This window comes from Roseateles sp. P5_E4 (assembly GCF_054049255.1).
On the sequence record NZ_JBFUMS010000019.1, the window covers coordinates 18,811 to 37,674 of the forward strand.

The window sequence follows — 18,864 nt, forward strand, 5'->3', positions numbered from 1 at the left end:
ATGAACGCCAAGACCGAAGCGCCCAGCTACAACCCGAACGAGATCGAAGCCGCCGCCCGTGCCTACTGGACGGAGCGCGATGCCTACCGCGTGACCGAAGACGCGAGCAAGCCGCACTTCTATGCCTGCTCCATGCTGCCCTACCCGTCGGGCAAGCTGCACATGGGCCATGTGCGCAACTACACGATCAACGACATGCTGGCGCGCCAGCTGCGGATGAAGGGCTTCAATGTCCTGATGCCCATGGGCTGGGATGCCTTCGGCCTGCCGGCCGAGAACGCCGCGATGAAGGGCAAGGTGCCGCCCGCGCAGTGGACCTACTCCAACATCGCCCACATGAAGGGCCAGATGCAGGCCATGGGCCTGGCCATCGACTGGAGCCGCGAGGTCGCGACCTGCCAGCCCAGCTACTACAAGTGGAACCAATGGCTGTTCCTGAAGATGCTGGAAAAGGGCATCGCCGAGCGCCGCACTCAAGTTGTCAACTGGGACCCGGTGGACCAGACGGTGCTGGCCAACGAGCAGGTCATCGACGGCCGTGGCTGGCGCTCGGGCGCGCTGGTGGAAAAGCGTGAGATCCCGGGCTACTACCTGAAGATCACGCAGTACGCCGAGGAGCTGCTGTCGGCCGTGGCCGACCCCGCCGACCCCAACTACCTGAGCGGCTGGCCCGAGCGCGTGCGGCTGATGCAGGAAAACTGGATCGGCAAGAGCCAGGGCGTGCGCTTCGCCTTCCCGCACAGCATCGAAGGCGGCGGCGGGCGCCTGTGGGTGTTCACGACTCGCGCCGACACCATCATGGGCGTGACCTTCTGCGCCGTCGCGCCCGAGCATCCGCTCGCCACCGTCGCGGCCAAGGACAAGCCCGAGGTCGCCCGCTTTATCGAGGAATGCAAGGCCGGCGGCACGACCGAGGCCGAGCTGGCCACGCAGGACAAGAAGGGCGTGCCCACGGGCCTGTTCGTCACCCACCCGATCACCGGCGCGCAGGTCGAGGTCTGGGTCGGCAACTATGTGCTGATGAGCTACGGCGACGGCGCCGTCATGGGCGTGCCGGCGCACGATGAGCGCGACTTCGCGTTCGCGCTGAAGTACGGCCTGCCCATCAAGCAGGTCATCGACGTTGACGGCCAGGCCTACGACGACAAGAAGTGGGCCGAGTGGTACGGCGACAAGCAAAAGGCGCGCTGCATCAACTCCGGCGTGCTCGATGGGCTCGGCCATGTCGAGGCCGTCAACAAGGTTGCCGAGCTGCTGGCCGACAAGGGCCTGGGCGAGAAGAAGACGACCTGGCGCCTGCGCGACTGGGGCGTTAGCCGCCAGCGCTACTGGGGCACGCCGATTCCCATCATCCATTGCGAGACGTGTGGCGTGGTGCCGGTGCCGGAGAAGGACCTGCCCGTCGTGCTGCCCGACGACCTGATCCCCGACGGCAGCGGCAACCCACTGAACAAGCACGCGGCCTTCCTGAACGTCGCCTGCCCGAGCTGCGGCAAGCCGGCCCAGCGCGAGACGGACACGATGGACACCTTCGTCGATTCGTCCTGGTACTTCATGCGCTACTGCGACCCGATCAACGACCAGGCCATGGTCGCCGAGGGCACCGAGTACTGGATGGGGGCTGACAAGGCCAACCCTGGCCGGGTTGGCATGAACCAGTACATCGGCGGCATCGAGCACGCCATCCTGCACTTGCTGTACGCGCGCTTCTGGACCAAGGCGATGCGCGACCTCGGCCTGGTGACGATCAGCGAGCCGTTCGAGAAGCTGCTGACCCAGGGCATGGTCTTGAAGGGCGCGTTCTTCCACAAGCCCGAGGGTGGCGGCAAGGACTACTACTGGGACCACGAGATCGACGTCATCCACGACGACAAGGGCGGCATCGCCGGCGCCAAGCTGAAGAAGGACGGCACGCCGCTCGAGTACGAGATGACGACGATGTCCAAGTCGAAGAACAACGGCGTGGACCCGCAGGCCCTCATCGACCAGTACGGCGCCGACACGGCCCGCCTGTTCGTCATGTTCGCCAGCCCGCCCGAGCAGACGCTGGAGTGGAACGACGCGGCCGTCGAAGGCGCGCACCGCTTCCTCAAGCGCGTGTGGAACTTCGGCGCGCGCAATGCCGACGCGATCAAGTCCGGCGGCCAGGACTTCGCCGYGCTGAACGGCGACGGCAAGGCGCTGCGCCGCGAGGTGCACAACGTGCTCAAGCAGGTCAGCTACGACTACGAGCGCATGCAGTACAACACCGTCGTCTCCGGCGCAATGAAGCTGCTCAATGCACTCGAGGGCTTCAAGGCCGAAGGCCAGGCGGCGGCGGTGCGCGACGGCTTCTCGGTGCTGCTGCGTGTGCTCTACCCCGCCACGCCCCACGTTGCCCACCAGCTCTGGCAAGACCTCGGCTTCGCGGCCGAACTCGGTGACTTGCTCGACGCACCCTGGCCGACGGTCGACGAGGCCGCGCTGGTGCAGGACGAGATCGAACTGATGTTGCAGGTCAACGGCAAGCTGCGCGGCGCAGTCAAGGTGCCGGCCTCAGCCGACAAGGCGGCCATTGAAGCTGCGGCGCTCGCGACCGAGGAGTTCGCCAAGTTCAGTGAAGGCAAGGCGCCCAAGAAGGTCGTCATCGTGCCCGGCCGCCTCGTCAACATCGTCGTCTGATGGACCGCCGCATCGCTCTGTTCAGCCTCGCAGCCCTCGCCGGCTGCGGCTTCGAGCTGCGCCACGAGCCCGTGCTCTCCTTCCAGACGCTGGCGCTGACTGGCTTCCCGCCGGAATCGCCGCTGGCCGCCGGCCTCAAGCGCCAGATCAAGCGCACACCGGTGCAGCTGCTGGACGACCCGGCCCGCGCCCAGGTCGTGCTGGAAGCCACCCGCGAGTTCCGCGACCGCACCGTCGTCGCGTCCACCAGCGTCGGCCAGGTGCGTGAGTTCCAGCTGCGCCTGCAGTTCGACTACCTGATCCGCACGGCGGCGGGCGAGCTGCTGGTGCCCAAGGTGGAGCTGCGCCTGGCCCGCGACATGACATACACCGAGACCTGGGCGCTGGCCAAGGAGCAGGAGGCTGCCAACCTGTACGGCGCGATGCACTCCGACGCGATAGCGCAAGTCATGCGCCGCCTCGCCGCCGTGAAGCTCCAAGGCTGATGCAACTGCGCGCCGAGGGCCTTAGCGCCCACCTTGCCAAGGGCCTGGCCCGCATCTACACCGTGCACGGCGATGAGCCGCTGCTCGCCCAGGAGGCGGCGGACCAGATCCGCGCCGCCGCCCGCGCCAATGGCTTTGGCGAGCGGCAGATCTTCATCGTCAGCGGTGCCTATTTCGACTGGGCACCGGTGCTGGCCGCCGCGCAGGCCATGAGCCTGTTCTCGGAGCGCCAGTTCATCGAGATCCGCATCCCCAGCGGCAAGCCCGGCAAGGAGGGCTCCGAGGCCCTGCAGCGCTATGCCCAGGCCGCGCCCGACGACGTGCTGACCCTGGTCACGCTGCCGCGGCTGGACAAGACCCAGCTCTCCAGCGCCTGGTTCATGGCGCTGGACGGCAACGGCGCGTCCATCCGCGTCGAACCCGTGGAGCGACGCCTGCTGCCCGCCTGGCTGGCCCAACGCCTGCGCGCGCAGGGGCAGTCGGTGCCCGAGGGCGAGGATGGGCAGAAAGCCCTGGCCTTCTTCGCCGACCGCGTCGAGGGCAATCTGCTCGCAGCCCACCAGGAGTTGCAAAAGCTCGCCCTGCTGCACCCCAAGGGCGAGCTGACGCTGGAGCAGATCGAGGCGGCCGTGCTGGACGTGGCGCGCTTCGACGTCTTCAAGCTCAGCGAGGCCGTGCTGTCGGGCGCTGTTCCGCGCATGCTGCGCATGCTGGACGGCCTGGAGGCCGAGGGCGAGGCCGCCGTGCTGGTGCACTGGACGCTGGCTGAGGACGCGCGGGCTTTGGCCCGCGTGCGCGCCGCGCTGGACGCCGGCAAGCCGCTGCCATTGGCGCTGCGCGAGGCGCGCGTCTGGGGCGCCAAGGAGCGTCTCATTGAACGCATCGCGCCGCGGCTGGACGCCGCCCAGGCGGGCACCCTCGTGCAGGCTGCCCAGATCTGCGATGGCCTCGTCAAAGGCCTGCGCCACCCCGACTGGCCCAGCGACCCCTGGGCCGCGCTGCGCCGCCTGGCCCTGATGCTTGGCGAGGCCGCCAGCGGAAAAACTGGGGCAGTTCTGGCTGCCCGTTGACCCCGATTGGGCTATCGTCGGGGCGGTAAACCTGCCGTCATGCCGCCGTCTCTTCACAAACTCGTCCCTACTGCTCTTGCGCTGAGTTCGCTGGCGGCCCACGCCGTGCCCGTCACGGTGCAGTTGCACGGGCCAGGCGGCCAGCCGCTGGCCGGCGCCGCGGTGGCCATCGAGGTCAAGGGCCGCACTGGCAAGACCAGCACCACCAAGGCCGAGATGGGTCAGCGCGACCGCCAGTTCACACCCGAGCTCCTCGTCGTGCAGACGGGCACGGCCGTCAGTTTCCCGAACTTCGACGCCGTGCGGCATCATGTCTACTCGTTCTCGCCCATCAAGGTCATCGACATCAAGCTCTACTCGGGCACGCCGGCCGAGCCCATCGTGTTCGACAAGCCGGGTGTCGCCACGCTGGGCTGCAACATCCACGACCGCATGAGCGCCCACGTCGTCGTGGTGGACACGCCGACCTTCGGGCGCACCGATGACAAGGGCCAGGTGGCGTTTGACCTGCCGGTGGGCGAGCACGTCGCCAAGGCCTGGCATGGCGGCCAGAAGTCAACCAACCTGCAAAGCGTCAAGCTCGAAGTGCCGGCGGGCGGGGGCCCCGTGGCCCTCACGCTCGCCGAGTAACGCCACCGCAATGCGCTGGCCAGCCTGGCTGAACCTGCGCCGCCTCGAGGGGCGCATCGTCGCCCTCTTCCTGGCGCTGCTGCTGGTCGTGCAGCTGGTCAGCTTCGGCGCCATCCACGCCAGCATCACGCACAACGCCGAGGATTCCCTCGCCAGCGAGCTGCAGACCGGCGAACGCGTGCTGCGCCGCCTGCTCGACCAACGCGCCGGCAAGCTGCGCGACGCGGCCGAGCTGCTGGCCAAGGACTATGGCTTTCGCAGCACCGTCGGCCTGTCGCTGGCCGAGGCCGGCACCGTAGAGACCATCAAGGACGCGCTCGTCAATCAGGGCGAACGCGTCGGCGCCTCGGTCGTCGCCTACTTCGATGACCAGCAGCACCTCGTTGCCGCCACCCGCGACGGCGCGGCCGGTTTCGGCGCAGCGCTGGGCCAGCTCGTGCACAGCAAGGATGGCGCGGCCCTGGCCGTGCAGGGCAGCAAGGTCTACCAGGTGGTCGCCGTGCAGGTGCGCACGCCGGCACCGGTGGGCTGGGTGTTGATGGCCTTTGCGCTGGACCGCGAGGTGCTGGACGATCTCAAGGCGCTGTCGGAGCTGCAAGGCGTCGTGCTGCTGCAAGGTCCGACCAAGCAGTGGCAGACCACCGTCGACAACCTCGATGGCAGAGCAGTCAACGCCTTGCGTGCTGCGCTGGGTCAGGCCGCTCCAGCCGACGGCATCGTTGAGCTGGCCGGCGAACGCATGCGCGCCCTCTTCGTGCCCCTGATCGGTGGCGATCAAGCCCTTGGCGTGCTGCTGTTGCGGTCGCTGGACGCGGCCCTGGCGCCCTATCAGCAGTTGCAGCTCATCCTGCTCGGCCTGACCGTGCTGGGCGTCGTCGTCTTCGCCCTCGTCAGCGTGCTGCTGGCACGCGGCATCAGCAATCCCATCACGGCCCTGTCGGCCTCGGCGCGCCGGCTGGAGCGCGGCGACTACGACACGCCCGTGCCGTCGACCTCGCGGCTGGAGGAGGTGCACAAGCTGGCCCTGGCGCTGGAGAGCATGCGTGAGGGCATCCGCCGCCGCGATGCCCTCGTCAACAACCTGGCCTACGTCGACCCGCTGACGCTGCTGCCCAACCGCGCGCGTTTCGCCGAATTCCTGCAGCACCACCTGACCCACAGCAACACGCCGGGTGCCGTGCTGATGCTGGACCTGGACCGCTTCAAGCACGTCAATGACGTGCTCGGCCACGAGGTGGGCGACCGCCTGCTGCAGTCGGTCGCCGAGCGCCTGCAGGCGTTGTGCGCGCCGGCGCATTCGGTGCTCGCGCGGCTGTCGGGCGACGAGTTCGCCGTGCTGCTGGCGCATACGGACGCCCATGCCGCCAGCGAGGCGGCGCTGGCCATCCTGAAGGACTTCGAGCGTCCGCTGCAGATCGACAACGAGACCATCGACCTCGGCGCCGGCATCGGCATCGCCCTCTTCCCCGAGCATGGCCGTGAGGTCAACCTGCTGCTCGGCCGCGCCGAGCTGGCCATGTATGCGGCCAAGGCCCGCCAGTGCGGCAGCCTGATCTACCACGCCCAGCTGGATGCCGGCAGCCAGGAGTCGCTGTCCCTGCTGACCGAGCTCCGCCACGCGGTCGAGAAGGATGAACTGCGCCTGTACCTGCAGCCCAAAATCGACCTGCAGCAGGGCAAGATTCTCGGCGCCGAGGCCCTGGTGCGCTGGCAGCACCCGACGCGCGGCCTGGTACCGCCGATGCAGTTCATTCCTTTTGCCGAGCAGACGGGTTTCATCCGCCTGCTCAGCGCCTGGGTGCTGTCCAACGCGGCCAGGTTCGCGCGCCAGGCCGCGGACGCGGGCCTGACGCTGCGGCTGTCGGTCAACCTGTCCACGCGCGACCTGATGGACCAGGACCTGCCGGCCAAGATCGAGGCCATGCTGGCGCCGCTGCAGGTGTCGGCCGACTCGCTGTGCCTGGAGATCACCGAGAGCACCATCATGGACGACCCCGAGCGGGCCCTGTCCACACTGGAGCATCTGCATGCGATGGGCTTCAAGCTGTCCATCGACGACTTCGGCACCGGCTATTCGTCGCTGGCCTATCTGAAGCGCCTGCCGGTGGATGAGCTCAAGATCGACAAGAGCTTCGTCATGGCCATGGAGCGTGACCTCGACGACGCGCGCATCGTGCGCTCGACGATCGAGCTGGCGCACAACCTCGGCCTCACCGTCGTCGCCGAGGGGTTGGAGACGCTCAAGGCCTGGGCCATGCTGGCCCGCCTGGGCTGCGACGAAGGCCAGGGCTACTTCATCAGCAAGCCCATGCCGCAGGAGCAGTTCATCGCCTGGGCCAAGAGCTGGCAGCCGCCGGACATCTCGGTCGTCACGGCCGAGAGCCTGATGGCCAAGCTCGGCTAGTTGTCCCGGTCTTCCAGCGCTTCACACAGCGCCGTCAAACCCGCCGTCACCGTCTGCAAGCGCACCGCATGGCGGTCGCCGCTGAAGTTCTCGCGCCAGACCTGGGCCGGCCGCCCCGCATGCACCAGGGCCAGCCAAACGGTGCCGACCGGCTTGGCCTCGCTGCCGCCCGTCGGCCCGGCCACGCCGGTGACGGCCAGTGCCCAATCGATGGGTGCGTGCGCCAGCAGGCCACGCGCCATGTGTTCGGCCACCTCGGCGCTGACGGCGCCGTGCAGCGCGATCAGCCCCTTGGGCACGCCCAGCAGTTCGGCCTTGGCCTCGTTGCTGTAGCTGACGACGCCGCGCTCGAACCACGCGCTGGAGCCGCTCAGGCTGGTGCAGGCGGCGGCGATGAGGCCGCCGGTGCAGCTCTCCGCCGTGCCGATGCGCTCGCGCCGCTGAATCAGCGCCACGGCGATGCGGTCGATCAGTTCAAGGTCGTCGGCAAACATGCTTACCCCATCACAAAGCGGTAGAGCGCGATGACGGCGAGCGTACAGCCGGCCGCGACGAAATCGTCGAACAGGATGCCGAAGCCCTGCGCCCAGGTGACCGCCGCGCCGCGCTCACCCTTGAAAAGCCGGTCCGCCCAGCCCACCGGTCCGGGCTTGGCGGCGTCGAAGAAGCGGAACAGACCGAAGGCAATGAGCTGGCCCAGCCAGCCCACCGGCGCGATCAGCCACAGGATGAGCCAGAAGGCCAGCACCTCGTCCCAGACGATGGAGCCCGGGTCGGGTGTGTTCATGTCGCGCGCCGTGCGCGTGCAGGCCCACCAGCCCACCAGCGTGCCGATGCCGATCAGCAGGCCCCAGGCCAGCTCGCTCATCCACGGCGAGATCACCCAGAACACCAGCCAGGCCCACAGGGTGCCGACGGTACCCGGTGCCTTCGGACTCAGGCCGCTGCCGAAGCCCAGCGCGATCCAGCGCGCCGGGTGGCGCAGCATGAAGGCCGGCGTCGGACGGATCGGTGCGCCGCTCATGACTTGAAGTGGTCGAAGGAGCGCAGGCCGTGCTCGACCACTGCGCCGCGCGCGTCGACAACGCGCAACCCGGGCTCGGCTTCGATGACGCCGATGCGCGTCAATGCCACGCCCACATCGGGCAGCCTCGCACCGGCCGGCGCGGTGAAGACCAGTTCGTAGTCGTCGCCGCCCGCCAGCAGGCATTCCTGCTGCACGGCGGCCGCCTGCGCAGCCAGCACCTCGCTGCGGGGCAGCGCATCGACGTCCAGACGCGCGCCAACGCGGGAAACCGCCAGGATGTGGCCCAGATCGCCAAGCAGCCCGTCTGACACATCGATGGCCGCTGTCGCGATGCCGCGCAGCGCCTGGCCCAGTGCGACGCGCGGCGTTGGCAGCTCCATCGCGGCACGCACTTCCTCGAAGCCGGCGCCATCCACGGCCACAGTGCCACGGAACACCTCCAGCGCCAGCCGCGCATCACCGAGCCGCCCCGACACCCAGATCTCGTCGCCCACTTGCGCGCCGCCGCGCAGCAAAGCCAGCCCCGGCGGCGCCTCGCCGAAGACGGTGATGCAGAGATTCAACGGCCCCTGCGTAGTGTCGCCGCCGATCAGCGGGCAGGCGTGGGCGTCGGCCAGGGCCAACAGGCCGCGCGAGAAACCGGCCAGCCAGGCTTCGTCAACGCGCGGCAGGGCCAGGGCCAAAGTGAAGCCTCGCGGCGTCGCACCGCAGGCGGCCAGATCGCTCAGATTGACGGCCAGCGCCTTGTGGCCGAGACGCACCGGATCGACCGTCGACAGGAAGTGCCGGCCCTCGACCAGCATGTCACTGGAAACCAGCCAGCGCGCACCCGGCGTGGGCACGAGCACGGCGCAGTCGTCACCGACGCCCACCTCCACGCCTGGCCCCGCGGGGCGCTGGAAATAGCGCCGGATCAAATCGAATTCGCCCATGGCTGCGATTAGACCTTGTGGACATCCACAGCGCCCGGCGCGCCCTTGGGTGGCATGATTCCAGCCCCGTCGGCACCTTGTGATCCCGCCATGTCCAGCTCCGAAGAAAAACGCGCCCAACTCCGCCAGGCCGCTCTCGAGTACCACGAGTTCCCGACGCCGGGCAAGATCGCCATTGCGGCGACCAAGCAGCTCGTCAATCAGCACGACCTGGCGCTGGCCTACTCGCCCGGCGTGGCCGCGGCCTGCGAAGAGATCGTCGCGGACCCAGCCAATGCCTTCCGCTACACCTCGCGCGGCAACCTGGTCGCCGTCGTCTCCAACGGCACGGCCGTGCTGGGCCTGGGCAACATCGGGCCGCTGGCGTCCAAGCCGGTCATGGAAGGCAAGGCGGTCCTCTTCAAGAAGTTCGCCGGCATCGACGTCTTCGACCTCGAAGTGGCCGAGAACGATCTCGACAAGCTGGTCGACTGCATCGCCGCGCTGGAGCCCACCTTCGGCGGCATCAACCTCGAGGACATCAAGGCACCGGACTGCTTCTATGTCGAGCGCAAGCTGCGCGAGCGCATGAAGATCCCCGTCTTCCACGACGACCAGCACGGCACCGCCATCGTCGTCGGCGCGGCCTTCCTGAACGGCCTCAAGGTCGTCGGCAAGGACATCAAGCAGGTCAAGCTCGTCACGTCGGGCGCTGGCGCCGCAGCGCTGGCCTGCCTGGGCCTGCTCGTCAAGCTGGGCCTGCCGCGCGAGAACATCTGGGTGACCGACCTTGCGGGTGTCGTCTACGAAGGCCGCACCGAGCTGATGGACCCGGACAAGGCCGTCTTCGCGCAGCCGACCTCGCAGCGCAGCCTGCGCGAGGCGATTGCCGGCGCCGACGTCTTCCTGGGCCTGTCGGCCGGCGGCGTGCTGAAGGCCGACATGGTCGCGACCATGGCCGCGCAACCGCTGATCTTCGCGCTGGCCAATCCGACGCCGGAAATCCTGCCGGAAGAAGTCCAGGCCGTGCGCGGCGACGCCATCATGGCCACGGGCCGCACGGACTACCCCAACCAGGTCAACAACGTCCTGTGCTTCCCCTACATCTTCCGCGGCGCACTGGACTCGGGCGCGACGACGATCAACGTCGAGATGGAGATCGCCGCGGTGCACGCCATTGCTGATCTTGCCCAGGCCGAGCAGAGCGAAGTGGTGGCGGCCGCCTATGTGGGCGCGACGCTGAGCTTTGGCGCGGAGTACCTGATTCCCAAGCCCTTCGATCCACGGCTGATGATGCGCATCGCGCCGGCCGTCGCCAAGGCGGCTGCCGACTCCGGCGTCGCGGCGCGGCCCATCCAGGACTGGGATGCCTACCGCGAGAAGCTGCAGAGCTTCGTCTACGCCTCGGGCAACACGATGAAGCCCATCTTCACCGCGGCCAAGCGGGCGCCCAACAAGCGCGTCGCCTACGCCGAGGGCGAGGAGGAACGCGTGTTGCGCGCCGCACAGGTCGTCGTCGACGAAGGCCTGGCGCGCCCGACGCTGGTGGGCCGCCCGCAGGTCATCGCCGAGCGCTGCGAGCGCTTTGGCCTGCGCCTGCAGCAGGACCGCGACTATGACGTCGTCAACGTCGAGCACGACGACCGCTACCGCGACTACTGGCAGACCTATCTGCAGATGACCGAGCGCAAGGGCGTCACCCAGCAGCTTGCCAAGATCGAGATGCGCCGCCGGCTGACGCTGATCAGCTCCATGCTGCTGCACAAGGGCGAGGTCGACGGCCTGCTCTGCGGCACCTGGGGGACGACCGCCACGCACCTGCAGTACATCGACCAGGTCATCGGCAAGCGCGCCGGCGTGAAGACCTATGCCTGCATGAACGGGCTGATCCTGCCGGGCCGCCAGGTCATGCTGGTAGACACCCACGTCAACTACGACCCGACCGCCGAGCAGCTTGCCGAGATCACCGTCATGGCCGCCCAGGAGATGTGCCGCTTCGGCCTGACGCCGAAGGCCGCGCTGCTGTCACACAGCAACTTCGGCACCAGCGACAAGCCGTCGGCCGTGAAGATGCGCGACACGCTGGCGCTGCTGCGGCAGCTCGCGCCCTGGCTGGAGGTCGACGGCGAGATGCACGGCGATACCGCGCTGGACGCCCCCTACCGCAAGCAGATCATGCCCACCAGCCCGCTGACGGGCGAAGCCAACCTGCTGGTGCTGCCCAATATCGATGCCGCCAACATCTCCTACAACCTGCTGAAGACGGCCGCCGGCGGCGGCATCGCCATCGGGCCGGTGTTGYTCGGCGCGGCCAAGCCGGTGCACATCCTGACGCCTTCGGCGACCGTGCGCCGTATCGTCAACATGACGGCCCTGACCGTCGCCGACGCGAACGCGGCACGCGCCTGAACCTCGCACCGGCTCCAAGGGGGAACAGGGCAAAAACGCCCGGACTCCCCCAATTGACAGAAGTTTTCACGACCCAAAACTGCGTCATGCAGCTGTCATGCCGCAAGTGAAATCAATCACTTAGACGCGCGTGAGTGCTGGCTCACATGACCCTATTCCAGACTCCGGCGCCCGCACCGAGCTTGAGCTTTTGGGGTCGCTTCGGTACCATTACGGTTTCTCGTTCAGGGTTAACCCGTGTTTTTGCTCTCGTGGCTGGCGCGCTCCGGCGCCTCGGCGGTCACCACCGCCCTGCTGCTTTCCGGCTTGGCCGGAGGCGCGCAAGCCAAGGAAGCCGTCGGCGATAAGCCCCCCACCGCAACGCCCGCTCTGGCTGAAATTTCGCTGAGCGAGCTGCCCGCCCAGGCCCAGGAAACGCACCGGCTCGTTCTCGCCGGTGGCCCGTTTCCTTATGCCAAGGACGGCGTGGTGTTCGGCAATCGCGAGCGTCTGCTGCCCCGCAAGGCTCGCGGCTTCTATCGCGAATACACGGTCAAGACCCCTGGCGCCCGCAACCGCGGTGCCCGCCGCCTTATCTGCGGTGGCACGCCGCCGACGGCGCCCGAGATTTGTTATTACACCGGCGATCACTATGCCAGCTTCAAGCGCGTTCGCGCCCAAGCGGCCCGGTGAAGTCGAGGGTTCAGCAGTTTTGTGACTTGAAAGGAGGAACGCGACCATGCTTTTGCAGACCGTCCGTCCCAATATCGTGCAGGCCATACGGGCCTACAGGGTCGAGGACTTGATGCAGGCCGCCCAAGAAGCGGGCCAGCATTTCCTGTACGCCAACCTGTCGGAGGCGCAGTCCAAGCAGGACGTGCTCGATGGCATCGCGCAGGCCTTCCTGTTTCCAGCGCATTTCGGCAAGAACCTGGACGCCCTGCATGACTGCATGACCGACCTCGTCCACAAGTCCGGCTCCCAGCCAGGCTTTGTCGTGGTGCTGGAGCAGTTGCCCGACAACGTGCGATTCGACCGCGAGGCGAGAGAGCAATTGCTCGATGTCTTCCGAGACACGGCCGACTATTGGGCCGACAGGAAGATAGCGTTCAGGTGCTTCTATTCTTTTCAGTAGCCCGCTCCCAAGATAACGGGTCATGGGAGCGGGCTACTGAAGTGGCCCCGGTTATTGAAAAGCCTGCGCCGAAAAGCGCCAAGGCGACGGTTGGCAACCCCAACTTCGGCATGAACATGCCGATGATGTGCAGTGCCTTCGACACCTCGATGTGGCTCAGCGCAGCTTGAAGCGCTGAACTATCGAAAGCAGAACGGGACCCTCGGGTCCCGTTTTTATTTGGGACCCAAGGGCCCCACTCATTTCTGCTGCGGCACTTCGAGCGCCAGCGCGACGAATTCGTCGACCGGCACCTCCTCGGCGCGGCGCTGCAGGTCGAAATGGCCCGAAAAACCACGCTCGGCCAGCCAATGGCCCAGGCTGTGGCGCAGCAGCTTGCGGCGCTGCGAGAAGGCGCTGGTGACCAGGGCCCCCAGCAGGGCCGGGTCTACCGCTGGCGGCCTGGCCAACGGCTGCATGCGCACGATGGCCGAGTCCACGCGCGGCGGCGGGTCGAAGGCCTCGGGCGGCACGTCCAGCACCGATTCGATGTCGTAGCGCCACTGCAACATCACGCTGAGGCGCCCATAGTCCTTGCGGCCCGGCGCGGCGGCCATGCGGTCCACCACTTCCTTCTGCAGCATGAAGTGCTGGTCGACGACGTCGTCCACCGCGTTCAACAGGTGAAAGAGGATGGGCGTGGAGATGTTGTAGGGCAGGTTGCCGACCACGCGCAGCTTGGCGCCCTTGGTGGCAGCCAGCGCCTTGAAGTCGACCTTGAGCACGTCCGACTCGATGACCTCGACGTCGTCGCGCTTGCGCAGGCGCGCAGCCAGGTCGCGGTCCAGTTCGATGACGGTCAGCGGCTTGTGTCGCGCCAGCAGCGGCAGCGTCATCGCGCCCAGGCCAGGGCCGATCTCGACCAGGGTCTCGCCCGGCTGCGGATCGATCAGGTCGACGATGGCCTCGATCAGCGCCTTGTCGGTCAGGAAATGCTGCCCGAAGCGCTTGCGGGGGATATGGGAACTCAGTCGAGCCATTCCCGGACTTCGACAAACGCCTTCGCCCGCAGATCCTTGACCCACTCCTGATAGGCCTCGTCGTATTTCTGCTCGCGCAGTGCGCCGCGGGCCTGGTCGCGCAGCTGCTTCATCTCGACATCGACCGTGCGGCGCTCCAGCACCTGGATCAGGTGCACGCCGAAGCGCGACACGACCGGTCCCGAGATGCCGTTCAGCGGCAGCACGTTCATCGCTTCCTCGAATTCCGGCACAAAACCGCCGGCAGCCATCCAGCCCAGGTCACCGCCTTCGGGGGCGCTGCCGTCCTCGGAATTGGCGCGGGCGAGTTGCTCGAACTTGGCCGAACCGGTCTCGATCTGGCGCTTGAACTCGGCCAGGCGGCGGGCCGCGACTTCGGCCGTCAGCTGTGCCGAGGGGCGCAGCAGGATGTGCCGGGCATGGGTCTGCACGGCCTGCGTCAGGGATGCGCCACCTTGGCGCTCGATGACCTTGAGGACGTGAAAGCCCGCGCCGGTGCGCAGCAGCTGAGGCGCGACCTCGCCGCTCTTCAGCCCCTTGACGGCATTGACGAACACGTCGGGCAGCCGATCGGCCGGGCGCAGGCCGATCTCGCCGCCGCGCGCCTTGTTGCTGTCTTCGGACACCTCGCGGGCGACGCGGGCGAAGTCCTCACCGCCCTTGATGCGCGCCAGGGCGCCTTCAGCACGGGTGCGGCGTTCGGTGACGACGCTTTCCGGCGCGCCATCGGGCACCGGCACGAGCACCTGGGCGAGGTTGACCATGCCGCCGCTGGCGAGTTCATTGCGCTTCTTGTCGAGGTAGGCATCGATCTCGGCGTCCGTCACCTTGATGCGTCCCTGCACTTCGCGCTCGCGCACGCGCTCCGTCATCATCTGGTCGCGCAGGTTCTCGCGAAAGCTCTTGTAGTCGGTGCCGTCCGCCTTCAGGCGATCACGCAGCTGCGCCATCGTCAGCTTGTTCTGCGCGGCGACGTTGGCCACCACGCGATCCAGCTCGGCCTCGTCGATCTTCTGGCCGGTCTCGCGGGCGTAGGTGACGAGGACGCGATCCTCGATGAGGGCCTCCAGCGCCTGCTTGCGCAGGCCGGCCGTCTCGGGCATGACCTCGCCCTTCTGGCGGGCCTCCTGGCGCAGGCGTTCGGTGCGCTGGATGACCTCACTGGCGGCCACGACGTCCTGGTTGACGACGGCGGCGATGTAGTCCCCCGGCTGCAGCGTGGGCGTCTGGGCCTGGGCCTGGAAAGCGGCCAAGGCCAGCGTCACGGCAAGAAAGAGGGGAGCTAGGCGATAGATCATGGTTGGAAATCTGAACTCGGTGAGCGGTCGGAGCTCAGCCTTCGGTAACCGGGCACATTGTCCTTCAAGACTTTGAGGGCGTTCGAACCGAGCTGTGACAGGCCGACGAGCTCCAGTTGCAGCATCAGCCGCGTGTTCGTTTCAGCGCGGCCGGTGGACAGCCGCTCGACGCCCCAGCGCAGCACCCAGCAACCGGCGTCGTACTCGAAGCCCATGACCGAATCGGTCAGGCGCCGGTCGCGCAGCGAGTACTGCACGCGGCCGGCGCTGTACCAGGCGCCGCCGCAGGCCTTGCTGTCGGCACCGCGTGAGGTGACAGGCGTACCGTAGATCGGCCATTGCCAGGCCAGTTCGACCTGCTCGCTTTGGCCCCGCGCCAGGCGGTAGGCGACGCTGACAGTCTTGTAGGGGCCGGGCGAATAGCGCGCACGGAGCACCGAGCGCACCGAACGGTTGGTCTCGGGGTTGAACTCCAGCGTGCCGTCGGCCCACCACTTCTCGTCCAGATGGGCGGCGGCAGCCAGCAGCAGATCGGAGAAGCGCTGCGTGACGGGCTGGCCGTCGGGTGTGATCTTCTGATCGCGGAACAGGAAGCGCTGCACGGCGCCCAGGCGCAGGATCTCCTCGCCCGTGTTGGTGCCGATCCAGCGGCTGGTCACGCCCGCGCTCAGCGCGTGCAGGTCCGACACCCGGTCCACGCCCGAGAAGGGGTTGTCGGTGTAGATGGAGTCGAAGTTGAAGTCCTTGGCCGCCGCGTCGAAGTTGGGCAGGTTGGCCTGGTCGCGGAATGGCGTGTTGACGTACAGCAGCCGCGGTTCGAGGCTTTGGCGGTAGTCGCGGCCGAACAGCGTCGTGTCGCGCTCGAACACCCAGCCGTGGTCGATGCTCAGCGTCGGAATGACCCGGCCCATGCGCCGACGGCCGTCGGGCTGGGGCCGGTCGAGGTCGTAGGCAGCCGCATTGAACGAGGCTCGCGGGATGAACCACCAGGCCTCGCCACCCAGCGGTGCGCTGATGTGGCCCAGCGCATGCACGCGCTGGCCGCCACGCGGCTGGCCGGCCAGCGCCGAGCCCGGCAGGTCGAAACGGTTGTACTCCAGCTCCAGCCCGCCCTCCAGCCTTGCCTTGCGGCCCCAGGGGCGAAAGCTGTCCAGCACGGCCTCGTCGGCCGCCGTCGTCACGCGAACGCCGACCTGCGGGCTGCGCTGGAACGGCGAATCGAACTGCGAGGGGACGTCGGTGCCCTGCAGCGCCTGCCAGCGCTGCACGCGGGCATAGGTGTCGATGACACCCCAGGACAGCTCGCGCTGGCGGTTCAGCGTGAAGTCGTTGGCCAGCAGGCGCGGCGTCTGGCTCTCGACGCGGCGCGACATGTCCTTCCAGTAATCGTCATCGGACACGCGCTCGCTCTTGAGCCGGTAACGCCAGTCGCCAAAGACATGGCCGTCGTTGTTGAGCTTGAGGCTCCAGCGCGAACGGCCGAAGACGCGGTCGCCGGGCAGCAGGTCGACGTTGATGCGGCCGGCATGGTCAGGCTCGAGGTAGCGGAACTCGCTGTCCAGACCCACGCCGCGCTTGCTCATGATGAAGGGCGTGAAGGTCGCATCGCGTTGCGGCGCGATGTTCCAGTAATAGGGCACGCCGAACTCGAGGCCGCTGCGGTTGTCCAGGAACAGATTCGGCGGCAGCCAGCCCGACTTGCGCGCCGAGCTGAGCGGGAAGCTCAGGGAGGGTGCCGCCAGCAGCGGCATGCCCAGGAAGCGCAGCACTGCGCCGTCGGCCTGGCCCTCATTGGCGGCCAGGTCCATGCGCAGCTGCTTGGCAGTGATCTGCCAGGCCGGCTCCTGGTTCTCCACGGCGGGGCAGCTGGTGTAGCTGCCCTCGGTGGCGCTCATGTGCTCGCTGTCCTGGAACTTCAGCACCTTGGCCTTGCCGGCGCCGCCTGTGGCCGCGAGGAAGAAGCGGGGGGTCAGGAACTCGCCCTCGAAACGGCTCACATAGAGCTGCAGCAGCGGGCCGGAGAAGACATTGCCGTTGTGGTTGATGCGCACCTGGCCTTCGGCCCGGGCAAGGTCGTCCACGACGCTGTAGTCCAGCTTGTCGGCGTTCAGCACCAGCTCGCCGTAGCGCAGCTCGACATCGCCCAGGCCCTCGGCCTTCTGATCCAGCTGGGCCGAGACCTTGTTGGCGCTGATGACCAGGGCCGGCTTGGCACCGGTCTTGGACGCCGGCCCGAGCACGCGGCTGCCGCGCAGTGGCAGGGCCTCTGCGGGGCCAGCCTGCTGCTGGGCCGACGCCTGCCCCCAGGCGCACAGGGCCAGGGCAACGAGGGCGGGTAGCAGGGCTGGGGTGGGAAATCGGGAGAAGCGCGGCACGGACGGCAAAGGCTCGGAGTCGGTGAGGATGCCGGGGCCGGCAGGTAAGGAAGCGCTGAACAAGTTCCTCGCGCGCGGCGCATCCGTGTTTTGGGCGGTCTGCGGCGTTGCAAATGCTCGCCATGGCCCCAGCCATGGCTGTGCTTTGCGCCTTGTAGCCCATCCCAAATCACGGCGCGCCGCATCGCGGGAACTCATTCAGCGCTTCCCTAGAATTTCATTATCCACGAGGGCCCTTCCCTATGACCTATGCCCCGACCTCGGCCTTGATTGCCGAACTGCTTGCCCGCCCCGCCGACGCCGACCGCCTGATGCGCGCCGCCTGCGCCGAGTTGCGCGCCCATCCCCTGCCGCCAGCCCCGCCCGATGCCAACGCCCTGCGCACCGGCCTGGGCCGCGTTGCCGAGGCGGGGCTGGACGGCGTGCTGCATCGCCTCGTCGCCGATGTGCCACACGGCTGCGTGACGGAGAGCCTCGCTGCACTACTGCGCCCGCCCGAGCTGGCCTGGGACGAGGCCCAGGAGATCGACTGGGCCGCACGCCATTGGCAGGAATGCCGCGCCGAGGGTCTGCTAGACGAGGACCTGGCGGCCGACTTCGGCGAGTACTGGCGGCGCCTGGAATGGAGCGCGTTGCGCCAACACCTTGTGCTGCTGGCGACCCTGGGCGAAGGCCACGCCGACGAGCGCCGGCTGATGGCTCATGTCGCCAAGACATCGAGCCGCTACGTCGCCTTCGGGCCGCTCAAGCGAGCCATGGAGGCCCGCCATCCCGAATTCTTCGTGCTCGGCTTCAGCCTGCGCTGAGCCGAAAGCAAAACGACCCCGGGGCCGAGGCCGCGGGGTCGCCGTGGGGCGCGGATGAATCAGGCTTTGCGGCGGCGCTTGGCCAGGCCGACACCGGCCAGGGCAATGCCCACCAGCGCATAGCTGGCCGGTTCAGGCAGAGCGGCGGCACCGGTCTGGTAGGCCCACAGGCCCAGGTCGCTGTAGGCCGAAGTGTTATTGGGGTTGTAGTGGTCCCAGCTGCCATTGGTGCCGGCGTAGGCGTAGGCATAGGCATTCGGGTTGCTGGCACCGACGTCGGCGTAGTTGCCCCACATCAGGCCGCGCGAGGACGAACCACCGATGACCGAGCTCAGCGCGTTCCAGTCGCTGCCGGGCGTGCTGGTCCACAGCGCATCCACGTCGCTCAGCGAAGCGACCGAGAAGCCGGCAGCGGTGGCCGTGTTGACCTGAGCCGTGTAGTTCATGTTGAACAGGTCGGGCAGCTGGAGCCAGACACGGCCGGTGGTCGTGTCCTGGAAGGTGGCATAGCCGTTCACATCGGCGTGCGCCACGAGGCCGGCGTGAGCGGCACCGGCGCCCAGGCCGACGCCGGTAGTGAGGGCGGCGGCCAACAGCTTGGTCGAGAAGGTCATTTGATTTATGAACTAGGGGTTGACGATGGACGCATGTTGCC

Annotated in this window: 16 protein-coding genes; 9 read left to right on the forward strand and 7 right to left on the reverse strand. The window is 67.8% G+C overall.

Annotated elements, in window-relative coordinates:
• The 5 genes from leuS to ACXJLH_RS27310 are packed head-to-tail and all read left to right on the forward strand — an operon-like array spanning position 1 to position 7,250.
• Positions 1-2,661 carry a leucine--tRNA ligase gene (leuS, locus tag ACXJLH_RS27290; RefSeq protein ID WP_457447489.1) on the forward strand — a complete coding sequence of 887 codons (2,661 nt, stop codon included), beginning with the start codon at positions 1-3 and terminating at the stop codon, positions 2,659-2,661.
• The gene (locus ACXJLH_RS27295; RefSeq protein ID WP_457321213.1) at positions 2,661-3,146 is read left to right on the forward strand and encodes an LPS-assembly lipoprotein LptE; all 486 of its coding nucleotides are present in this window, start codon (positions 2,661-2,663) and stop codon (positions 3,144-3,146) included. The genes leuS and ACXJLH_RS27295 overlap by 1 nt, the downstream gene beginning before the upstream one ends.
• Positions 3,146-4,216, forward strand: a complete 1,071-nt coding sequence (holA, locus tag ACXJLH_RS27300; RefSeq protein ID WP_457321211.1) for a DNA polymerase III subunit delta — start codon at positions 3,146-3,148, stop codon at positions 4,214-4,216. The genes ACXJLH_RS27295 and holA overlap by 1 nt, the downstream gene beginning before the upstream one ends.
• Before the next feature lie 39 nt (positions 4,217-4,255).
• Positions 4,256-4,846 carry a methylamine utilization protein gene (locus tag ACXJLH_RS27305; RefSeq protein WP_457447490.1) on the forward strand — a complete coding sequence of 197 codons (591 nt, stop codon included), beginning with the start codon at positions 4,256-4,258 and terminating at the stop codon, positions 4,844-4,846.
• A 10-nt stretch (positions 4,847-4,856) separates the two neighbouring features.
• Positions 4,857-7,250: an EAL domain-containing protein gene (locus tag ACXJLH_RS27310; protein WP_457447492.1), complete on the forward strand. Its 2,394-nt coding sequence runs from the start codon at positions 4,857-4,859 to the stop codon at positions 7,248-7,250.
• On the opposite strand, the gene ACXJLH_RS27315 is transcribed toward ACXJLH_RS27310, so the two are convergent.
• Genes ACXJLH_RS27315 through thiL form a run of 3 tightly spaced genes read right to left on the reverse strand, consistent with a single transcriptional unit; the run spans position 7,247 to position 9,209 of the window.
• Complete coding sequence (locus ACXJLH_RS27315) at positions 7,247-7,744, reverse strand: CinA family protein (protein ID WP_056200091.1); 498 nt, start codon at positions 7,742-7,744, stop codon at positions 7,247-7,249. The genes ACXJLH_RS27310 and ACXJLH_RS27315 overlap by 4 nt on opposite strands.
• 2 nt (positions 7,745-7,746) lie before the next feature.
• Positions 7,747-8,274, reverse strand: coding sequence for a phosphatidylglycerophosphatase A family protein (locus ACXJLH_RS27320; protein WP_457321205.1), 528 nt, complete (start codon positions 8,272-8,274; stop codon positions 7,747-7,749).
• Entirely contained in the window at positions 8,271-9,209 is a 939-nt protein-coding gene (thiL, locus tag ACXJLH_RS27325; RefSeq protein ID WP_457447494.1) for a thiamine-phosphate kinase, read from the reverse strand. Before thiL ends, ACXJLH_RS27320 begins: the two co-directional genes overlap by 4 nt.
• 90 nt (positions 9,210-9,299) lie before the next feature.
• On the opposite strand from thiL, the gene ACXJLH_RS27330 reads away from it, so the two are divergent.
• The 3 genes from ACXJLH_RS27330 to ACXJLH_RS27340 all read left to right on the forward strand — a co-directional run bounded on the left by ACXJLH_RS27330 (position 9,300) and on the right by ACXJLH_RS27340 (position 12,711).
• Positions 9,300-11,597, forward strand: a complete 2,298-nt coding sequence (locus tag ACXJLH_RS27330; RefSeq protein ID WP_457447496.1) for an NADP-dependent malic enzyme — start codon at positions 9,300-9,302, stop codon at positions 11,595-11,597.
• A gap of 243 nt (positions 11,598-11,840) precedes the next feature.
• Positions 11,841-12,269 carry a ribonuclease domain-containing protein gene (locus ACXJLH_RS27335; RefSeq protein WP_457321200.1) on the forward strand — a complete coding sequence of 143 codons (429 nt, stop codon included), beginning with the start codon at positions 11,841-11,843 and terminating at the stop codon, positions 12,267-12,269.
• 46 nt (positions 12,270-12,315) lie between these two features.
• Positions 12,316-12,711, forward strand: coding sequence for a barstar family protein (locus ACXJLH_RS27340; protein WP_056200105.1), 396 nt, complete (start codon positions 12,316-12,318; stop codon positions 12,709-12,711).
• Between the two features lie 239 nt (positions 12,712-12,950).
• On the opposite strand, the gene rsmA is transcribed toward ACXJLH_RS27340, so the two are convergent.
• The 3 genes from rsmA to ACXJLH_RS27355 are packed head-to-tail and all read right to left on the reverse strand — an operon-like array spanning position 12,951 to position 17,466.
• Complete coding sequence (gene rsmA / locus ACXJLH_RS27345) at positions 12,951-13,730, reverse strand: 16S rRNA (adenine(1518)-N(6)/adenine(1519)-N(6))-dimethyltransferase RsmA (RefSeq protein WP_457447498.1); 780 nt, start codon at positions 13,728-13,730, stop codon at positions 12,951-12,953.
• On the reverse strand, positions 13,718-15,028 hold the full coding sequence (locus ACXJLH_RS27350; protein ID WP_056200108.1) for a peptidylprolyl isomerase: 1,311 nt from the start codon (positions 15,026-15,028) through the stop codon (positions 13,718-13,720). The genes rsmA and ACXJLH_RS27350 overlap by 13 nt, the downstream gene beginning before the upstream one ends.
• Positions 15,025-17,466, reverse strand: coding sequence for an LPS-assembly protein LptD (locus ACXJLH_RS27355; RefSeq protein ID WP_457447500.1), 2,442 nt, complete (start codon positions 17,464-17,466; stop codon positions 15,025-15,027). The genes ACXJLH_RS27350 and ACXJLH_RS27355 overlap by 4 nt, the downstream gene beginning before the upstream one ends.
• 179 nt (positions 17,467-17,645) lie before the next feature.
• Here ACXJLH_RS27355 and ACXJLH_RS27360 point away from each other — a divergent pair, with 179 nt between their 5' ends.
• Positions 17,646-18,209, forward strand: coding sequence for a hypothetical protein (locus tag ACXJLH_RS27360; protein WP_056200112.1), 564 nt, complete (start codon positions 17,646-17,648; stop codon positions 18,207-18,209).
• A 59-nt stretch (positions 18,210-18,268) separates the two neighbouring features.
• Here ACXJLH_RS27360 and ACXJLH_RS27365 read toward each other — a convergent pair whose 3' ends face one another.
• A complete protein-coding gene (locus tag ACXJLH_RS27365; protein WP_457447502.1) occupies positions 18,269-18,823 on the reverse strand; it encodes a PEP-CTERM sorting domain-containing protein in 555 nt (184 codons plus the stop codon).
• Positions 18,824-18,864: the final 41 nt, after the last annotated feature.